Below are 19,653 nucleotides of genomic sequence, written 5' to 3'. Positions count from 1 at the left end.
ACCAAAAGAGCCGCACTAATGTGCGGCTCTTTTTTAGCTAGGCTTCAACTCTATTCTAACTTTATGCCACTTGCTCGGACTTAAAATTACCAAGCAATGCATCGTAAAGCTCGTTGTCGCTTAACACACCAACTAACTGATTGTCCTCCACCATAAGCAGAGGCTGATTGCTGCGCTGCTTAAGCTCAATCGCTTCTCGCATACTGATTTCCGGGCTAACCTGAACCAGAGAATTTTCGTTTACCTCATCAAGGTTCGAAGAATCGCTCTTCCATTGAACCAACGACTTATCTGTATCCGCTAAGCTTAAGCCTTTGCTCTCTTGGGTCACCCAAATATCTTTGTCAGGGCAAATCAGTACACGCTCATCTTCACGAACTAAGTCGTCACGCATCAAAGAGCGTCCCTTAAGTACGTTCAATGGATTAGTGTGGGCTACAAAGTCAGCCACATAATCGTTTTCTGGAGCAAGAATGATCTGCTCGGGCTTGCCGTGTTGAATCAACTTTCCTGATTCCATAATGGCGATGTTATTACCGATTTTTAGCGCTTCATCCAAGTCGTGGCTCACAAAAAGAATGGTTTTGTTTAACTTTTCTTGAAGCAGAATCAATTCATCTTGAAGCTGAGCACGAATCAATGGGTCAAGCGCTGAAAACGGCTCATCCATTAACAAGATATCTGTGTCCATCGCGAACGCTCGCGCTAGGCCAACACGCTGCTGCATACCACCAGAGAGCTCGTGTGGGAATTTCGTTTCCCACTCAGACAAACCGACCATTTCGAGCTGTTCACGCGCTTTTTTACGGCGCTCTGCTTTGCCAATGCCTTGCATTTCTAGACCAAACGCAACGTTATCTAATACCGTCAACCATGGCATCAATGCAAACTTCTGAAACACCATGGATACGCGGTGAGTACGAAGGTGACGCAGCTTCTGTTCGTCACAGTTAGAGAGCTCAACCATATCGTCGCCGTCTTTAATTTTCAGAGAACCACGAGAAATTTCGTTCAACCCGTTAACTGTTCGCAGCAAACTTGATTTACCCGAGCCTGAAAGCCCCATCAAAACACAGATCTCACCCTGTTTCACGTTCAGCGAAACATTATCAACCCCAACCACTTGGCCAGTTTCGTCGATGATTTCTTGTCGAGACTTGCCTTGGTCTAGCAGTGCTAACGCTTGTGACTGCTGCTGACCAAAAACCACATCAAGATTTTGAATAGTAATTGCGTCCATGATTAAGCCTCCTTCTGGTTTGGTGCTTTACACAAGCGGTCAAGAATGATGGCGACGAGTACAATCGCTAAACCCGCTTCAAAACCTTGCGAGATGTTTACGGTATTCAGTGCACGTACGACTGGCTTACCAAGTCCATCAGCACCAACAAGAGCCGCAATAACTACCATAGAAAGAGACAACATAATACATTGTGTAACACCGGCCATAATACTTGGTAATGCCGCAGGTAACTCTACCTTAAACAGCAACTTCATGCGGCTTGCACCAAATGCTTTGCCCGCTTCAAGTAACTCCTCCGGCACTTTAATAATACCGAGGTACGTCAATCGAATTGGCGCAGCGATAGCGAAAATGATGGTCGAGATTAGGCCAGGGACAATACCTAAGCCAAACAGAACCAAGGTTGGAATTAGGTAAACGAATGTCGGTACGGTCTGCATCAAATCGAGGATTGGTCGCAACAAGGTGTATAACCAAGGACGGTGTGCCGCCATAATGCCCAACGGCACGCCAATTAATACGGAAATCGTTGTCGCTGCAAACACAAGGACAAAGGTTTCCAGCATTTCTTGCCAGTAACCAAGGTTGAGAATTGCGAGCAAGGCCAACACGATGAATACAACAAGCGGAATGCTGCGGTGTAAGAACCAAGCAATTGCCGCCGTCATAATGATTGGCGCTGCAGGTGGCATCCATTTAAAAATGTCCACCACGAAAAGAATGATCGTTTCAAGTGTAATAGAGATTGCATCGAAGAAACCCGATGCATTGATGGTTAACCAATCGACGCCAGTTTCCATCCATTGGCCCAACGGTAGTTTGTTGTCCGTAATAAAATTCAAAATAAAACCTTTGTGTTAATGAAGCGGGCATGACTGCCCACTTTCTTTTTCAAAAAAACGCGCTTAAAAACTGCTTAATTAAGCGTTAGTTTTTAAATAGTTTGTAATTGCTGTTACTGCGTCTTGACCATCCACCGTCTTAACGCCTTCTAGCCACGCTTCAATTTGTTCTTGGTTTGCGTTCAACCATGCTTGCGCTGCTTTCGACGGTTTCTGCTTCTGGTTGAGAATCGCTTCCATCAATTCGTTTTCCATTTCTAGGTTGAATTCTAGGTTTTTCACTAGCTGACCTACATTTGGACACTCAGCAAGGTAGTTTTTACGTACGTTTGTGTACACATTCGCGCCGCCGTAGTTAGGGCCGAAGAAGTCGTCACCACCCGCTAGGTATTCCATTTCAACGTTGCTGTTCATTGGGTGCGGGGCCCAACCTAGGTACACAATCCATTGGTTGCGGCGCGCAGCACGTGATACTTGAGACACCATGCCAGCTTCACTGGATTCAACTAGGCTGAAGTCTTTTAGGCCGAATGCGTTGCTATCAATCATTGATTGAATTAAGCGGTTACCATCGTTACCTGGTTCAATGCCGTAAATGCGGTCTTTAAATTTGTCGGCATGTTTTACTAGGTCAGCGAAGTTGGTCACGCCTGCGTCATAAACGTACTTTGGAACCGCGAGTGTGTATTTTGCGCCGACGAGGTTCGCTCGTACGGTTTCAACGGTACCTGCATCACGGTATTTCGCGATGTCACCTTCCATTGTTGGCATCCAGTTACCTAGGAAAATGTCGATATCGCCATTGGCCATAGAAGAGTAAGTAACGGGTACCGATAGTAGATCGGTCTTCGTTTTGTACCCCAACCCTTTTAGCAGCTCAGATGTCACGGCGGTGGTCGCCGTAATGTCGGTCCAACCTACATCTGCAAAACGTACCGTTTCACATTGGTTGGCATAAGCGCCTGTTGCTAAAGTACTTAGTGCGATTGTTGAGAAGATTTTTGTCATCTTAGACATATTGAATTCCTTGTAATGATTACTGACTTTTTTCGTTTTTATGAGATCGAATCGAGATCTCTTTTTGGCGGATGCATTCGTTGCATCTCTTGCCAGTTCGGTGCAATCCAAACTGGTGCGTTGTTCGACGTTTCCAAGGCGTTATCCAAAATCATGTCCGCGGCGCGTTCTGCCACCATAATAGTTGGCGCATTTAAATTACCGTTCGGAATGGTTGGGAAAATAGAAGAGTCCACCACACGTAAGCCTTGAATACCGCGTACTTGGCATCGCTCATTCAAAACCGCTAATGGGTCATTGTCTGCGCCCATTTTGCAGGTACAAGATGGATGGTAAGCACTCTCGACATTCTGCTTCACCCATTCATCAATTTGCTCATCCGTTGTGATATTCAGACCCGGCTGGATCTCATCACCACGAAACTCATCCATGGCTGGCTGATTGAGGATCTCGCGAGTAAGGCGAATACAATCACGCCAATCCTGCTTATCTTGTTCAGTGGAAATGTAGTTAAACTCAATCTTCGGCTTATCATTCGGATTCGCAGATACAACTTCGACCGAGCCGCGACTTTCGGGCTTGTTAGGTCCAACATGCACTTGGAAACCATGACCGTCAAAAGCAGCTTGTCCGTCATAACGCATTGCCGCTGGCAAAAAGTGATATTGAATATTTGGCCACTTTAGTCCCTCACGAGAACGGATAAACGCACATGATTCAAAGTGGTTAGTAGCCCCAAGGCCTTTGCGAGTTAATATCCACTCAGTGCCAATCAAGCCCTTGCTCACCAAACCTAATTTGCTGTTGAGCGTGATAGGTTGCTTACAGTGATATTGGAAGTACACTTCTAAGTGATCTTGCAGGTTTTTACCTACCCCTTCCAACGGATGTTTCACCTCAATGCCCGCTTTTTCTAATACTGCTTTAGGGCCAATGCCTGAAAGTTGTAGTAGCTGCACCGAGCCTACCGAGCCAGCACTCGAAACCACTTCATGGTTCGCAAAACATTGCTGAACTGAACCTGACTTTTCGAATTCAACACCAACCGCTTTCTTGCCTTCTGCGCCTGTTTCTTCTAGTAAAACGCGATGAACCGTCACTCGCTTCATTAGGGTGAAGTTTTTGCGTTTTTTAGCACGGCTTAAGTATGCATTAGAAGTTGAAGCGCGTACACCTTTGTCAACGGTCATATGCATTGGGCCAAAGCCCTCTTGCTGATAACCGTTGTAATCTTTTGTTTCTGGGTATCCCGCTTCTTTACCTGCATCAATAAAAGCTTGGTACAGCGGATTGAGCTTCATATCGTTGCCGTTACATGTGCCGACTGGGCCATTATCGCCTCGGTATTCATCTGCGCCACCGACCCAAGACTCTGCTTTACGGAAATAAGGCAAACACGATTGATAATTCCAGCCTTTAGCTCCTTCCTCTTCCCACTGGTCAAAGTCACAAGCGTGTCCACGAACGTAAACCATGCCGTTGATCGACGAACTACCGCCCAGAACTTTCCCGCGAGGACAATGAAGTTGACGACCATCCAATCCTTGCTCTTCAACTGTCTCAAACTGCCACGCGTATTTTTCAGTGTTCATCGGGTAAGAAAGCGCCGTCGGCATTTGGATAAAAATACTTTTATCCGACCCACCCGCTTCGAGTAATAGGACCGAATATTGACCACTTTCACTTAAGCGATCCGCTAACACACAGCCGGCCGAACCCGCACCGACGATGATATAATCGTAGTGTTGTTGCATTTGATTCTCCTAGGAGTTAATACCAATCACAGTAGATAAGTGAACGAAATTAGCGTAGGAAAAATGCTTGAGAACAAGGCGGAAATTTTCGATAAGTAGTTAGCCTACAATCAAAATTGACAACGCAGTTATCGAGCATTTTAACAAGCTAAAGTGGTCAGTTATCTACTACGATTGGTATCATTTGTAAGGGCTTTCGAAGTCGCTTAGCTGAACCAGAACACTCTTCGTTTGTGTGTAATGCTTAAGGGTTTCGACTCCGTTTTCACGGCCAACACCTGATTGCTTGTAGCCGCCAACTGGCATTTCCGCAGGTGAGTCACCCCATGTGTTCACCCAACAAATACCCGCTTGAATTTGATGGATCACACGGTGCGCACGAGATAGGTTTTGAGTAAATACACCTGCCGCTAAGCCATAATCTGTGCCATTTGCACGCGCAATCACTTCCGACTCATCGCGGAATTTCAGAACTGACATTACCGGGCCAAAGATTTCTTGCTGAACGTGGCTCATGTCATCATCGCAATCGACAAATACGGTTGGAGCAACAAAGTTACCATTAGCTAAGCCATTCTCTGTTACTTTGTTGCCACCAGTCAGTAACGTCGCGCCACTCGCTTTCGCGGCTTCAATCGCTCCTAGTACTTTCGATTCATGATCTTTAGAGATCAGCGCGCCAATTTGCGTGTTCTCATCAAGCGGATCGCCGACAACTAACAACTCAGTGCGAGCTTTAAGTTGTGCGATGAAGTCATCATAAATACCTTCATGAACAAACACGCGTGTACCGTGCGTACAAACTTCACCTTGCGTGTAGAAGTTCGCCACCATGGCCGCAGAAACGGCATCGTTTAACTTTGCATCATCAAAAATAATCAGTGGAGACTTACCACCCAGCTCCATCGTTACTTGTTTTAGTGTCTTAGCGCTGTCACTCATGACGACTTTACCGGTGCCTGATTCGCCCGTGAACGATACTTTTGCGATGTCAGGATGCGCCGTTAGCATCTGCCCTACTCGGTAATCCCCTTGTACGACATTAAATACGCCATCTGGCATGCCCGCTTCTGAATAAATTTCTGCTAGCTTAAGCGCTGTTAATGGTGTTTCTTCTGATGGTTTGAAGATCATAGCGTTGCCCGCAGCCAGTGCTGGCGCCGATTTCCACATCGCTATTTGGATTGGATAATTCCAAGCGCCAATACCTGCGCAAATGCCCAATGGCTCGCGACGTGTGTAGAAAAACTGGTCTTCGCTGAGTGGCTGCTGTTCACCTTGCAAGCTTGGAGCAAGACCCGCATAGTACTCAAGAACATCGGCACCTGTTGTTATATCAACCGCGATAGCTTCTTGAATTGGCTTACCAGTATCTGCCACTTCTAATGCAGCCAGCTCGTCATTACGCTCACGTAAAATGGCAACGGCTTTGTGTAAAATACGGCTGCGCTCGATCGCAGTCATTGCTGACCATGCAGCAAAACCTTTCTTTGCCGACTCAATCGCCGCTTCGAGATCGTCTTGGTTCGCTTGTTTAATGTTGGCCAATGGCTCACCATTCGCCGGATTGTAAGTGGTGAAGTGCTCATCTGAACACCCGTTGTACATCGCACCATTGATATAGTGTGCTTTCATTTCCATTTTGAAGACCTGTGACTTTTATATTTTTTCAGAATAAAACGTAAGTTGTTTGTCGAGATAGTCGTTGATGATGATTCTCGCTCTTTCTGCATCAATGCCTTTCGGGTTGAGCGTTCCGCGCAGCCAAATACCATCAATAAGTGACGCAATACCATGAGCAACCAGTTCGGCCTGCTCTGCATTTAATAATGCTTTGAGTTCTTTTCTTAGGTGGGACAATAAACGTCGTTCATTGACACGCTGCAAACGCTTAAGCTGCTCGTCATGCATTGAGTACGACCAGAACGCTAGCCAAGTCTTAGCAACTTGGTTTTCTGCCTGATAGCCGACAAAGTTACCGTCAATGATGGCATTAATTCTTTGGTGATGAGCATCACTTGGCAGCTCACGTAACTTCTGCGTGATGGTGGACGAAAGCTGACGCAAGATTTCGCGCATCGTTTCCTCCAGCAATCCGTGCTTACCACCGAAATAGTGGTTGATAATCCCCGTTGATACTCCGGCTTCTTTGCTGATTAACGAAATACTCGCAGCGTGTAAACCGACTCTATCAATCACTGACATTGTCGCTTTCACCAGCTGTGGTTTTCTGATTTCAGGCATCCCCACCTTTGGCATTTTGCGTCCTTGTTATTTTTAATTGAACGGTTAGTTAAATATAAAATGCCTTAAAATTAGTTCGAACTCAAATCATTTTTTAAGAAAAAGGTTATTAACAAAGGAAGGAAAGTTGATGGTGTACGCAAAATTTCTATGCGATAACTTGTCGTAAAAGTCAAAGATGCGTTTAAAAATCCAAATAAAAACACAAACAAACCAATAGCTTATTTAAGTGTCAATTTTTAACACACCTTTCAGAGAATTGTTTTTCGTGCCACAAAAATCCACACCAGAAAAATTTTACATCGACCACTAATCATTTCACCTGTATCGGCTTTGTTTGTATAAAAAATAGACACACTCGTGTGTTATAGCTTCGTATACACAAGTGACATTAGTACTTTGAAAATGTGGGAGATAAAATGAGTAGATAATACTGAACGCTATGAGTATGTAATTCGATACTCTTAAGCGATTTTGAAGTAATCAGTAGGAAGGATGAGTTCAGGCTCACCGTTTGATGAGCCTGCATTCTTGATTTTATTAGGTCAGCTTGCGCCCTTTCACGCAGTTACGTCCATCCGCTTTAGCTTGATAAAGTAATTTATCTGCCTGATCACAGAGTGATTTAAAATTCATCTCACTATCTTCAGTCGTCACAACACCAAAACTACAGGTCACTCTCACTTCTTCATTCTGTTCCGTGACGAACCCATGTAAGGATAAAGCGCTACGTAATCGTTCAGCGGTAATGAGAGAGTCTTCATGATCGGTATTGGGCATCACAACAACAAACTCCTCACCACCAAAACGTGCAACAATGTCATTTTCACGCACCGTCTCTTCTAGCACTTTGGCAACGCCTGTTAGTACGGCATCACCGAACACATGTCCATAGGTATCATTTACCTGTTTAAAATAATCTACATCGATTAGCGCTAAACTTACCGGCCCCGACTGCGGCTTCTTTGGCACCATTTTCTGTTTATCGAGTTTGCTATCCACCCATTTGTTTAAAGCTAGGTAGCCGTACTTAACTTGCTCGACTTGCTCAGACACAAAATGCTGCACCTTTTCTTGCTTAGATTGAGGCGTCGGCTTTTCTTTGCGTTCACGTTTCGTCTCTACGGGTTTAGTGAACCAATCTTCTAAAAAACGGCGATTGAATAACCCTGTCAACGTATCTGTCTTTGCTAGGCGGCGCATTCTTAAACGTGATCGATTCACAACAAGGAATACCACTGCCATCATAAAGAGAACACCAATGAGTGCTAGTAGCGCTTCACCCAATAGATAAAAGGTACGACGGTTATTTTCCAGTTCCATACGCTGCAACACGTTGTTCCAGTTGAGATCTTCGTTCTCATATTCAAGTCGTTCCAACTCAAATAACGTCTGCTGGCGCTCAAGATTTTCAACTTCTCTTTGGTTGCTAAATTGGATGAATTTATCGTGATAGTTGCCGTAAGTTTTATACGCTAATTTAAAGTCATTGCTTCCCGCGTAGGCCATGGCAGCCACTTTGAGTAGTTCCATTTGCTGTTGCTTAACATATCGGCTCTCGATAATTTCCGGCAACATAGGCGCGATCATCGCTAGAAGTGTCTCAAACTGCTTCTGTTCTAGCATATATTCGGCTTGCAACAGCTTAAATGTCGCTAAGTAGGCGCTAGAGGTTTCTCTATATTGTAAGTTCTCCGCCAGCTTTAAGTGGCGAACCATCTTATTTTCTTGGTTCGTCTCACGGTATAAAGCAGCAAGCTCGAGGTTAACTCGAAACCTAAAGCGCCCGTCACCGATGATTTGCGCGAGCTTTAGCGCTCTCTGATACGATACAATCGCCTCTTCGTATTGGAACTGTGCCTTATGAAGCTTTGCTATCGTTAAGACGCTCAGCAGCTCATTGAACGACATGCGTCTATCCCTAAAATAACGGTACGCTTGTTCCAACAATGCTTCTGAACGGTCATAGCCCTGAATTTTGACCAGTACGTCACCAAGTTCTAGCGCCGCCCGTTCGACCAATCCTTGAACGCCAGAGGACTCAGCCGCATCCATTGACGACATAATTGCGGCATAGGATTTTTTAAACTCGCCCTGCTCATCGTAGTAACGTCCTTTTAGCAACAGGATCTCCGACTCGAGCTGCTTATCGCCATTTTCACGCGATGTTTCCAACAAGCTATCCAACGAAGACAGCGCGGTATCGATATCGCTCTTTCCGACCATAGTTCGCATCAGAATCAACTTAAACAAGAGATACTCATGGCTTTGTGGACGCACAAGTTCCAACCCTTTTTGTGCGACGTTTTGGCTCTCTTCCGCGCGCCCAAGTAGCTCTAGAACCGTGGACTTTGCAAGCCAATAACGTACCAGTAGCTCTGTTGGTTGATTTTGTAGTAGAGAGTCTTCTTCTAACGCCTCAATCAAAGCTAAAGAGCTCTGAGGTAATGCGTAAATTTGATTTTCAATGCCTTCTAGCGACTGTAAAAACTTACCTTCTTGTTCAACCTTTTCTGCGGATGCCTGAATAGAAAGACACAGACACCCCAATAGTAGTGGCATCGTCCTAAGCGAATGAAATAGTGACATTATTGCTCTTCCCTAATGGGTAGTTACTTCAGTGTAATAGAGAATTCTGGTTATTTTATTATTAAGGTAGCTGAAGGTTATTCAGCCAGCCTCATATTCCCATGTATTTTGCGCTGAATAATAAATCACCATCTTTAGATGTCGAAATGGTTTTCGGTCACAATATAATCAATAAGAGTATTTTTCATACCCCAAGAAGCAAAATCTCATCGATGAGACAAAAAATTGTCTTGATTGTGAATTAATGCATTTACATAAAAATTAACACGAGAGCACTTATTCACACCAAAAATACAAAAGAGTTGTAAATGTAATCGGTACAGCAGCCGTTACTAAAACATCCATTAATAATTATCGATAGAAACAATATAAGAAAGGAGGAAGGAAGCGGACAATCAAGCTCGCTCCCCTTTTTAATATGAGGAGGGGCTACATTCGCATTCCGCCATCGACTTCGAATACTCTTCCAGTCACGAACTCGTTGGTTAACACATATTTGATGGTCGATGAAATTTCGTCCGCAAGCCCTAAGCGTCCCACAGGAATCATTTTCACTAAACGCTCCATCGCTTCAGGTTTTATTTGGTCCGTCATGGCAGTCTTGATGACACCCGGAGCAATCGCTACTGAGCGAATTCCGAAACGCCCTAACTCTTTCGCCCACACCGTCGCCATGGTGGCTACCGCCGCCTTGGATGCAGAATAGTTAGTTTGACCAATATTCCCCGCACGCGCGACGCTAGATATGTTGATCAGAACGCCTTTGCTATCGGTGTTCAGCATTACCTTGCTCGCTTCGCGGCCACACAGAAAAGTACCTGTCACATTCACATCCATAACAGACTGAAATTGTTCCAGCGACATCGCATTAACCTGACCATCTTTAACTTTGATGAACATGCCATCGCGCATAACGCCTGCGTTATTGATCACGCCATTGAGCTGTTTGAAATCCGCTTCAATTTGCTCAAAAGCAGCGCACACTTCTTGTTCTTCCGTCACGTTCGCTACATAAAAACGAGTGGTGACGCCGAAAGATTCACACTCCGCTTTCGTTTCAGCCAGTTGGTCTGAATTGAGGTCGATAAGCGCAAGGTGAACACCGCTTTCCGCTAGCGACAGCGCCATTTGTTTACCAAGCCCCTGCCCGGCCCCCGTGATCGCAATAACCTTATTTGCTAGATCCATAAGCACTCCTTAGGCCTGATTTTGCTTTTGGTAGAACTCAAACAAGCTTGAAAAATCTTTTTGTCCGTTGCCCTGACCGTTGTGAAAATTAAACAGGTTACGAGCTAAGCTGCCCATTGGCGTTGATGTTTGACTGGCAACCGCCGCTTCCATCGCAAGACCGAGATCTTTCGCCATTAACTGGCTCATAAAGCCGCCCTGATAACCGTTGCTTGCAGGCGTATTTTCCATCACACCCGGGCACGGGTTGTAAAGCTCTAGCGCCCAGTTACGGCCTGAACTTTGCAGCATGATGTCTGACAACACTTTGGGATCAAGTCCGTTTTCCATGCCTAAATTGAGTGCTTCACAAGTGCCGCTCATCAAAATGCCCAACATCATGTTATTGCAGATCTTCGCCACCTGACCGGCTCCGGCATCACCTGCATGGAAAATGTTTTTGCCCATGTGGCTAAGCACCACCTTGGCTTGAACAAAGTTCTCTTGTGAGCCGCCAACAATGAAAGTCAACGTACCTGCCGCTGCGCCCGCAACGCCACCAGATACCGGTGCATCAACAAAGCTGATGCCAAGATGCAGCGCCTTTTCGCCAACCAAACGAGCGGTCGCTGGATCGATGGTCGAAGAGTCGATTAGCAGCGTTCCAGAATCTACGCTATCTAAGATCCCGCCTTGACCAAGATAAACACTTTGAACGTGTTGGCTAGCAGGTAGCATGGTGACCACCACGCTCGCACCTTGAACGGCTTGTTTTACCGAATCTGCACTCGACGCACCAAGCGCGGTAAGTTCTGCCACAGCGTTTGGATTCAAATCAAACACTTCGACGTTCAAGCCCGCTGTGAGTAGGTTCTTAGCCATAGGCGCACCCATGTTGCCAAGGCCAATAAATGCAATTTTATCCATGTCGTATTTCTTCCTTGTCTAAAGTGCCACAGTGGCAACCGAGGATGCGGTCAGTGGGTATTCTGCTGAATCAATTGGCGCGAAGAAGCGTTCCAAAACTTGTGGCGTTACGTCAGAAACCGTGCGATATTGCCAAGTCGGTTGATTGGTTTTATCAATAATCAACGCGCGAACCCCTTCTCTAAAATCACCTTCTAAACCACAACGTAGTGTTAGGTTAAATTCCATATCAAAACACGCTTTCAAAGAGAGGTTTTGATACTGCGTTAACTGCTGATAGGTAATATTGATCGACAACGGACTGCCATAGTTCAATGCTTTTTGCGCATTGACGAGCCACTTGTTATCAACGTCAGCACTGCTGATTGCGCGAACAATCGAATCTAAATCCCCCGAACAAAGCTGCTCAATCAATCCCGCATATGGCATCAACATCCCTTCGCTTGGCTCGTCCACTTGTACCGAACGCAGCGTATTGGCGATTTTTTCGTTGATGTTCGCTTCACCTTTCCAACTTATGGATGTAAGCAGATCCAACAGTGCTTGTTTGCTTTCTGGCTTTGCAATCCATTGGCTTAATCCCAACGCTTTCATGTCTGTCGCGTTAATTTGGCAAGCCGTCAAACTTAAGAAAAGTGCCAAATGTTTTGGTAACTGATTTAGGAAGTACGTCGCGCCTACGTCTGGGTAAAGGCCGATTTTAATCTCTGGCATCGCAAAGCGTGTGGTGGTTTCTGCTACGCGATGACTTGCGCCCATAAATAAGCCCACACCGCCGCCCATCAGATAACCATGCCCCCACGCGATGATCGGTTTTGGATAAGTGTGAATAAGATGATCACAGCGATATTCGAGGTCAAAGAAGGTCTCCATGGCTGAAAACGCAGAATCAAAATCTTGCTCTTTGTTTTCAAGTGCACGGTAGATCGCTTGAATATCGCCGCCAGCACAAAACGCTTTTTCACCCTTGGCATGCAAAAAGACCGCGACGATACTGTCGTCCATTTGCCATTCATTAAGCTGTTTGTACAACTGCTCAATCATCACGTAACTCAGCGCGTTGAGGGCGGCTGGATTATCAAGCTCCAGCACACCAATAACAGAGCCATCCGCGCACTCCAGTTTTGAAACATTTACTGTACCTGTCATTTGGCCTCCACTAGCTGTTTGTCCATTGTGGCTTACGCTTTTGCAAGAAGGCGTTCACACCCTCAGTCTGATCTTGTGTATTAAACAGCTGTAAGAACAGTTCACGCTCCAAGACCAATCCGGCCGCGTGAGTTTGGCTGCGTCGACCTTGAATAAGCGTTTTGCATGCAGACACGGATTTCGGCGATTGACCTGCGACGCGCTGTGCAAGTTCCATAGCCGCTTCCAGTGCTTTGCCTTTTGCAACCACTTCTTCGACTAAACCAATTTTTTCCGCTCGCTCGGCCGTTACACGTTCACCACACAGGATCATACGCTTCGCCCAACCTTCACCTACCAACGCGGTCAGGTTTTGCGTCCCACCTGCGCAAGGCAACAAGCCGACCGATGCTTCCGGAAGTGCCATTTGTACTTGTTCTTCTACGATACGAATGTCACACGCCATCGCCACTTCCAGACCGCCACCCATCGCATAGCCATTAATCGCTGCGATAGAAACCCCATCGAATGCAGACAGCGCTTCAAACGTTTCACCAAATGCCAACGCCATATCTGCTGCTTGTGATTTATCACCCGATGCAAAGTTGTTGAGATCCGCTCCAGCAGAAAAGAATTTCTCGCCTTCGCCCGTCAGTACCAACGCATAAATAGAGCGATCATTACTGAGTTCAGTCGCCAACTCTTTGAGCTGATTTAGGGATTCAAGCGTCCAAGTGTTCGCTGGCGGATTACTAATCGTGAGTTTGGCGATATGCGCTTCGCGCTCCAATTTGATTTGTGCCGTCATAATCTTTCAGTCCTTTTTAATTTCTTTAGGTAAGGCTGTGTCTCGCTTTCTAGAGCAGTTCAACGCCTTCCGTTAGTAATCGTCTTGCGACGATCAGACGCATGATTTCGTTGGTGCCTTCAAGAATTTGGTGAACACGAACGTCTCGGAAATGGCGCTCAACAGGATATTCTTTGATGTAGCCATAGCCGCCATGGATTTGCAGCGCCTGATCACACACCTTAAAACCCACATCCGTTGCAAAGCGTTTCGCCATTGCGCAGTAGGCGCTTTTTTCTGCGTGTTTCGCGTCCAGTTTGGCGGCGGCGAGTCGCACCATTTGACGCGCAGCGACCAGCTCAGTCGCCATATCAGCAAGCTTGAACTGCAACGCTTGAAATTGCGCCAGTGAACGGCCGAACTGTTTGCGTTCGTTCATGTATTGCTTTGCTTCGTTCAGTGCTTGTTGCGCAGTACCGACGGAACAAGTAGCGATATTGATTCGACCACCATCAAGGCCAAGCATGGCGAACTTAAAGCCTTCTCCCTCTTCACCCAACAGATAGTCAGCCGGAATGCGGACATTTTCGAAGGTAATCATGCGAGTTGGCTGGCAGTTCCAACCCATTTTGGCTTCTTTTTTACCGTAGCTAATGCCTTCGCAATCAGCAGGAACAACGAATGCAGAAACGCCACCCGCTCCTTCACCACACGAACGCGCCATCACGACGAGAACATCTGTATCACCCGCGCCCGAGATAAACACTTTTGCGCCATTCAAGACAAACTCATCACCATCACGCACTGCGCTAGTAGTTAGAGAAGCGGCGTCAGAGCCGGCATTAGGTTCGGTTAAACAGTAGGAAGCGAGCTTTTCACCCGAAATTAGATCCGCGCTAAATTGCTGCGCCACTTCGGCTTTCGCAAAGCTGGTGATCATCCACGTCGCCATGTTGTGAATGGTCATAAACGCAGTAGTCGCGGTACAACCCATAGCCAACTGCTCGAAAATGATCGCCGCATCCAAACGAGACAATCCCAAACCACCATGCTCTGGCGGCGTATAGATACTCAGAAAACCAAGTTCACCTGCTTGACGCAGTACGTCTTTAGGGAAATGATGGTTTTCATCCCACTCAGCCGCATGAGGCGCTAACATTTGGTCTGCAAACTGCTTTGCTACTTCGGCAAACGCGAGTTGATCTTCGTTTAATTCAAAATCCATCTTGAAGTCCTAAGGTCTAATTCGTTGCATTTATATCCGAGCCAAGCCCTCTAAAAGGATGAAGGGCTTGACTAGAGGTGTCGCTACTTCTGTGACTAGCTCAATTGAATGGTCATGTTTGGACCGCTTGGAATGTCATCTTCAAACCAACGCGCAGTGACAGTTTTCGTCTCGGTGTAGAAGCGAACCGCTTGTTTACCGTAAGCATGCAGGTCGCCGTAGAAGCTGCCTTTCCACCCCGTAAATGAGAAGAACGGCAATGGCACCGGAATCGGCACGTTGATGCCTACGTTACCTACTTCGATATTGTGTTGATACTTTCTCGCGGCAGCGCCGTTCGCCGTGAAAATAGACGTACCATTACCAAAGCGGTTTGCATTGATCAGTTCAATCGCTTCATCTAGGTCATCCACTTCCATAGTTAACAGTACAGGCCCGAAAATTTCTTCCTGATAAATCGACATGTCTGTGGTCACGTTGGTAAACAGTGTTGGCCCCACCCAGTTACCGTTCGGGAAGCCAGGTACTTGGCAATCTGTCCCGTCCAGAACACAATTCGCGCCTGACGCTTTGCCTTCATTAATCAGATTCACCACTCGCTGCTTCGCTTGAGGGCTAATCAGTGGGCCATAACCTGCGGTTTCATCGTCCCACGCGCCAGGTTGAACCTGAGCTAACGCCTCTTTAAGCTCTGGAATCCATTCTTTGGTTTCGCCGACAAATACCGCCACCGAAATCGCCATACAGCGTTGGCCTGCGGCACCGACTGACGCGCCAACTAGGTTATTGATGACTTGCTGTTTGTTTGCATCTGGCATGATGACCATGTGGTTCTTCGCACCCGCAAATGACTGCACGCGCTTTAGGTTGTCCGTACCCGTTTTGTAGATGTACTCACCAACTGGCACTGAGCCGACAAAAGAGATCGCACGAACGACTGGATCAGTCAGAATACGGTCGACTTGCTCTTTGGTGCCGTGGACAATTTGCAACACGCCTTTTGGTGCGCCAGCCTGTTCAAACAGCTCCGCCAATTTCATTGCAGTCAGCGGAACTTGTTCCGACGGCTTCAAAATAAAGGTGTTGCCGCAAGCGATCGCCATTGGGAACATCCACAATGGAATCATCGCAGGAAAGTTAAACGGAGTGAAGCCAGCACAAACACCGAGCGGTTGAATGTAAGAGTAACCATCAATATTGGTCGCGACATTCTCAACCGTTTCGCCCATCATTGAGCTACAAATGTTCGCCGCTTGTTCTACGACTTCAATCCCGCGCCAAATGTCACCCTTTGCATCCGCAAGAGTTTTGCCTGTCTCACTTGAAAGCAGTATCGCCAAATCATCGTGTTGCTCTTTTAGCAAGTGTTGGTAGCGCAGCATCAATCTCGCACGCTCCGGAGCGGCAACTTCTTTCCAACGCCTAAACGTCTCTGTTGCGCAGGCGATCGCCGCATTCATTTCCGATTCGGTGGCACAAGGCACTTGCGCAATCACTTCGTTGGTTGCCGGGTTGGTTACATCTAGCCATTGTTTTGAGTCGGAGATGGCGAATTCACCACCGATATACTGCTTTACTTGTTCTGTCATGATGACATCCTTGTATTTTTCAGCTTGTTACTGACTACTGTTATGTAAGTGAAACTTTGTTGAGAATGAATTAGCAGATTTCAATCGCGATGGCGGTAGCCTCGCCGCCACCAATACAAAGCGATGCAACGCCACGTTTACCACCAGTTTGTTTTAGCGCATGAATCAAAGTGACAAGGATTCGATTGCCACTTGCGCCTATTGGATGCCCCAGCGCACAAGCGCCGCCGCGAGGGTTCACTTTGCTCTCGTCCAATTCGAGTGCTTTCACCGCGTATTGAGCGACAACGGAAAAGGCTTCATTGATTTCCCAAAGGTCCACGTCTGATTTGTCCCAGCCCGTTTTTTCCAGCAGCGTTTCAATCGCGAATACGGGTGCGATGGTGAACTCATCAGGCTGTCTTGCATGCGTGCTGTACGCGACAATTTTGGCTAGAGGTTGAAGGTTTTCCTGACGGCCAAATTCACTATCAACCAATACCATTGCCGATGCACCATCAGAAATAGAACTGGAATTTGCTGCCGTTACGCCGCCATCTTTGGCAAACGCAGGTCGTAAGGTGGGAATTTTATTGACGTCGAGTTTGCTCGGTTGCTCATCGTCTACCACCAAGGTTTCGTCGCGTCGACTTTTTACGTTAACAGGCACGATCTCTTCTTTGAACAAACCTTGCTCAATCGCTTGCTGCGCACGAGTCACCGACTGCTGCGCCCAGATATCCATACTTTCACGGCTGAACTGATACTTTTGCGCGGTTTGTTCGGCAAAGACACCCATCAATTCGCCTTGGTAGGCATCCTGCAAACCGTCATAAAACATATGATCAAGCACTTGCTCATGGCCTAAGCGGAAACCATCACGCGCTTTCTTAAGTAGATAAGGAGAAGAGGACATGTTTTCCATACCGCCAGCGATAACCGCGTGCGCGTTACCAGATTGAATAAGATCATGTGCCAGCATGACGGTTTTCATACCCGAACCACAGACTTTATTCAGTGTCGTACAACCGATCGATTGTGGCATTTCTGCTTTAAGACTTGCTTGTCTTGCTGGCGCTTGCCCCACGCCAGCAGGTAAAACGCATCCCATTAACACTTCGTCTATTTTTTGCACATCGAGTTGGCTTTCGGCTAGTGCCCCTTGGATGGCCTTCGCACCGAGTTCCGTGACATCTGTTGAAGCTAATGCACCTTGAAAAGAGCCGATAGGCGTTCGCTTGGCGGCAACAATCCATGTTTCATTTTTCATTCCATTAACCTTTTGTTGACGTTTACGTCATAACTATACTAACATTTACGTTAACGTCAAGTTTGCGGTTATTGTTTGTTCGAGTGATTCTTTTATTTCGAGTAAATGCGAGTGATATCAAGGCTCAAGAGTGGATGTTGTTTATTTACTTTAACGTTAACGAATTGTATATTCGTATGAATGTTATACGAAAGTCGTAAGGTTAAGGAATGAACACATTTAAGATCAGCGAGCTCGCGAAAGAGTTCGACATTACTACCCGAAGTATTCGCTTCTACGAAGATTTAGGTCTCCTAACTCCGGAACGTAAAGGCAACACACGAATCTACAATGGTCGCGATCGAATTCGACTAAAACTGATTTTGCGAGGTAAGCGATTGGGCTTTTCTCTTGCAGATATCAAAGAGTTATTTGAACTCTACGATACCGATCAAAGTACTGAGCAGTTGAACTATATGATTCGGTTGATCGAAGAGAAGAAGGCAGCATTGCAACAGCAAGCAAACGACATTCAAGCGGTAATGATGGAGTTAAATGCTGCGCAGTTGCGATGCCAAAACACACTGAGATCCATGAAAGGCGAAAAAGTCACCTAACACCTCAACTCTGGGATGTAGGTGACGTAAAGGCAAGGACACGCAATGAAATCTACCTACTCTTCCCTGAACTTTGTTTATGACGAAAATACCGATTTGCTTCGCGAGCAAATCAATAGTTTTGCTGCAAGAGAAATTGCGCCGCTAGCGCAATCTATCGACCAATCTAACGACTTTCCAAACCATCTTTGGTCCAAACTGGGTGACATGGGTCTTTTAGGTGTGACCACCAGCGAAGAGTTTGGTGGTGCGAACATGGGTTATCTCGCCCACGTTATCGCTATGGAAGAAATCAGTCGAGCATCCGCTTCGGTTGCGTTAAGTTACGGCGCTCACTCCAATCTTTGTGTCAACCAAATCCACCGCAACGGCACACAAGCACAAAAAGAAAAATACCTACCAAAACTCATCTCCGGTGAACATATCGGTGCCCTTGCCATGAGTGAACCCGGTGCAGGCTCAGATGTGGTCTCTATGCAGCTTAAAGCGGAACGTAAAGGCGATATATTCCTGCTAAACGGCAACAAAATGTGGATCACCAACGGCCCAGATGCGCACACCTATGTTGTCTACGCCAAAACCGACCCAAGCCAGCACTCCAAAGGCATCACGGCCTTTATCGTAGAACGCGGATTCCCTGGATTTACTCAAGCACAAAAACTCGACAAGTTGGGCATGCGCGGCTCGAATACGTGTGAGCTGGTCTTCCAAAACTGCGAAGTCCCTGCGGACAATATTCTCGGCAAAGAAAACCAAGGCGTGAAAGTGTTGATGAAAGGTTTGGACTACGAACGCGTGGTGCTTGCCGGTGGCCCGCTTGGCATTATGCAGGCGTGTATGGATATCGTTGTGCCTTACATTCACGACCGTAAACAGTTTGGCAAATCCATCGGTGAATTCCAGCTAGTTCAAGCAAAAATTGCGGATATGTACACACAAATGAATGCCGCTAAAGCGTATGTTTACGCCGTCGCTGCCGCTTGTGATCGCGGTGAAACCACCCGTAAAGATTCTGCTGGCGCGATCCTCTACAGCGCAGAGCTGGCAACCAAGATGGCACTGGATGCGATTCAACTACTTGGCGGTAACGGCTACATCAACGAGTTTGATACTGGTCGTTTGTTGCGTGATGCCAAGCTGTATGAAATTGGTGCGGGCACTTCAGAAATTCGCCGCATGCTTATTGGTCGCGAATTGTTTAACGAAAGCGCCTAATCATCATACCTAGGCGCTCTGACTCTAAATAACTTCCTTATTCAACCTAAATCTTATTCAACATAGATAAAGACGGGTGGT

16 protein-coding genes are annotated in these 19,653 nt (G+C 46.5%); 2 read left to right on the top strand and 14 right to left on the bottom strand.

Annotated elements, in window-relative coordinates:
• Positions 1–61: 61 nt before the first annotated feature.
• From choV to CBX98_RS17235, 14 genes are all read right to left on the bottom strand, one after another.
• Entirely contained in the window at positions 62–1,240 is a 1,179-nt protein-coding gene (gene choV / locus CBX98_RS17300; protein ID WP_006741028.1) for a choline ABC transporter ATP-binding protein, read from the bottom strand.
• 2 nt (positions 1,241–1,242) lie between these two features.
• Positions 1,243–2,085 carry a choline ABC transporter permease subunit gene (gene choW / locus CBX98_RS17295; protein WP_005392552.1) on the bottom strand — a complete coding sequence of 281 codons (843 nt, stop codon included), beginning with the start codon at positions 2,083–2,085 and terminating at the stop codon, positions 1,243–1,245.
• Positions 2,086–2,163: 78 nt separating this feature from the next.
• Complete coding sequence (locus CBX98_RS17290; protein ID WP_005392553.1) at positions 2,164–3,102, bottom strand: choline ABC transporter substrate-binding protein; 939 nt, start codon at positions 3,100–3,102, stop codon at positions 2,164–2,166.
• 38 nt (positions 3,103–3,140) lie between these two features.
• Positions 3,141–4,856 carry a choline dehydrogenase gene (betA, locus tag CBX98_RS17285; protein ID WP_109169863.1) on the bottom strand — a complete coding sequence of 572 codons (1,716 nt, stop codon included), beginning with the start codon at positions 4,854–4,856 and terminating at the stop codon, positions 3,141–3,143.
• 180 nt (positions 4,857–5,036) lie between these two features.
• A complete protein-coding gene (gene betB, locus CBX98_RS17280) occupies positions 5,037–6,497 on the bottom strand; it encodes a betaine-aldehyde dehydrogenase (protein ID WP_109169862.1) in 1,461 nt (486 codons plus the stop codon).
• Between the two features lie 18 nt (positions 6,498–6,515).
• Complete coding sequence (betI, locus tag CBX98_RS17275) at positions 6,516–7,115, bottom strand: transcriptional regulator BetI (protein WP_109169861.1); 600 nt, start codon at positions 7,113–7,115, stop codon at positions 6,516–6,518.
• Between the two features lie 525 nt (positions 7,116–7,640).
• Positions 7,641–9,689, bottom strand: a complete 2,049-nt coding sequence (locus tag CBX98_RS17270; protein WP_109169860.1) for a tetratricopeptide repeat-containing diguanylate cyclase — start codon at positions 9,687–9,689, stop codon at positions 7,641–7,643.
• A gap of 429 nt (positions 9,690–10,118) precedes the next feature.
• Positions 10,119–10,877 (bottom strand): SDR family oxidoreductase, encoded by a 759-nt coding sequence (locus CBX98_RS17265; RefSeq protein WP_104972454.1) that lies wholly within the window; start codon positions 10,875–10,877, stop codon positions 10,119–10,121.
• 9 nt (positions 10,878–10,886) lie between these two features.
• On the bottom strand, positions 10,887–11,783 hold the full coding sequence (gene mmsB / locus CBX98_RS17260) for a 3-hydroxyisobutyrate dehydrogenase (RefSeq protein ID WP_109169859.1): 897 nt from the start codon (positions 11,781–11,783) through the stop codon (positions 10,887–10,889).
• Between the two features lie 18 nt (positions 11,784–11,801).
• Entirely contained in the window at positions 11,802–12,932 is a 1,131-nt protein-coding gene (locus CBX98_RS17255) for an enoyl-CoA hydratase/isomerase family protein (protein ID WP_109169858.1), read from the bottom strand.
• 10 nt (positions 12,933–12,942) lie between these two features.
• The gene (locus tag CBX98_RS17250; RefSeq protein ID WP_109169857.1) at positions 12,943–13,719 is read right to left on the bottom strand and encodes an enoyl-CoA hydratase; all 777 of its coding nucleotides are present in this window, start codon (positions 13,717–13,719) and stop codon (positions 12,943–12,945) included.
• A gap of 49 nt (positions 13,720–13,768) precedes the next feature.
• Entirely contained in the window at positions 13,769–14,923 is a 1,155-nt protein-coding gene (locus CBX98_RS17245; RefSeq protein ID WP_109169856.1) for an acyl-CoA dehydrogenase family protein, read from the bottom strand.
• 95 nt (positions 14,924–15,018) lie between these two features.
• Complete coding sequence (locus CBX98_RS17240; protein ID WP_109169855.1) at positions 15,019–16,512, bottom strand: CoA-acylating methylmalonate-semialdehyde dehydrogenase; 1,494 nt, start codon at positions 16,510–16,512, stop codon at positions 15,019–15,021.
• A 70-nt stretch (positions 16,513–16,582) separates the two neighbouring features.
• On the bottom strand, positions 16,583–17,761 hold the full coding sequence (locus tag CBX98_RS17235; RefSeq protein WP_109169854.1) for a thiolase family protein: 1,179 nt from the start codon (positions 17,759–17,761) through the stop codon (positions 16,583–16,585).
• 209 nt (positions 17,762–17,970) lie between these two features.
• Between CBX98_RS17235 and CBX98_RS17230 the strand changes: the two genes are divergently transcribed.
• Both CBX98_RS17230 and CBX98_RS17225 read left to right on the top strand, forming a co-directional pair.
• Positions 17,971–18,357, top strand: a complete 387-nt coding sequence (locus CBX98_RS17230) for a MerR family DNA-binding transcriptional regulator (protein ID WP_005373242.1) — start codon at positions 17,971–17,973, stop codon at positions 18,355–18,357.
• 45 nt (positions 18,358–18,402) lie between these two features.
• Positions 18,403–19,572, top strand: a complete 1,170-nt coding sequence (locus CBX98_RS17225; RefSeq protein ID WP_109169853.1) for an isovaleryl-CoA dehydrogenase — start codon at positions 18,403–18,405, stop codon at positions 19,570–19,572.
• The last annotated feature ends 81 nt before the right edge of the window (positions 19,573–19,653 follow it).

Source organism: Vibrio sp. T9, assembly GCF_003123985.1.
Lineage (GTDB): Bacteria > Pseudomonadota > Gammaproteobacteria > Enterobacterales > Vibrionaceae > Vibrio > Vibrio diabolicus.
This window is presented reverse-complemented; position numbering and strand designations above follow the sequence as displayed.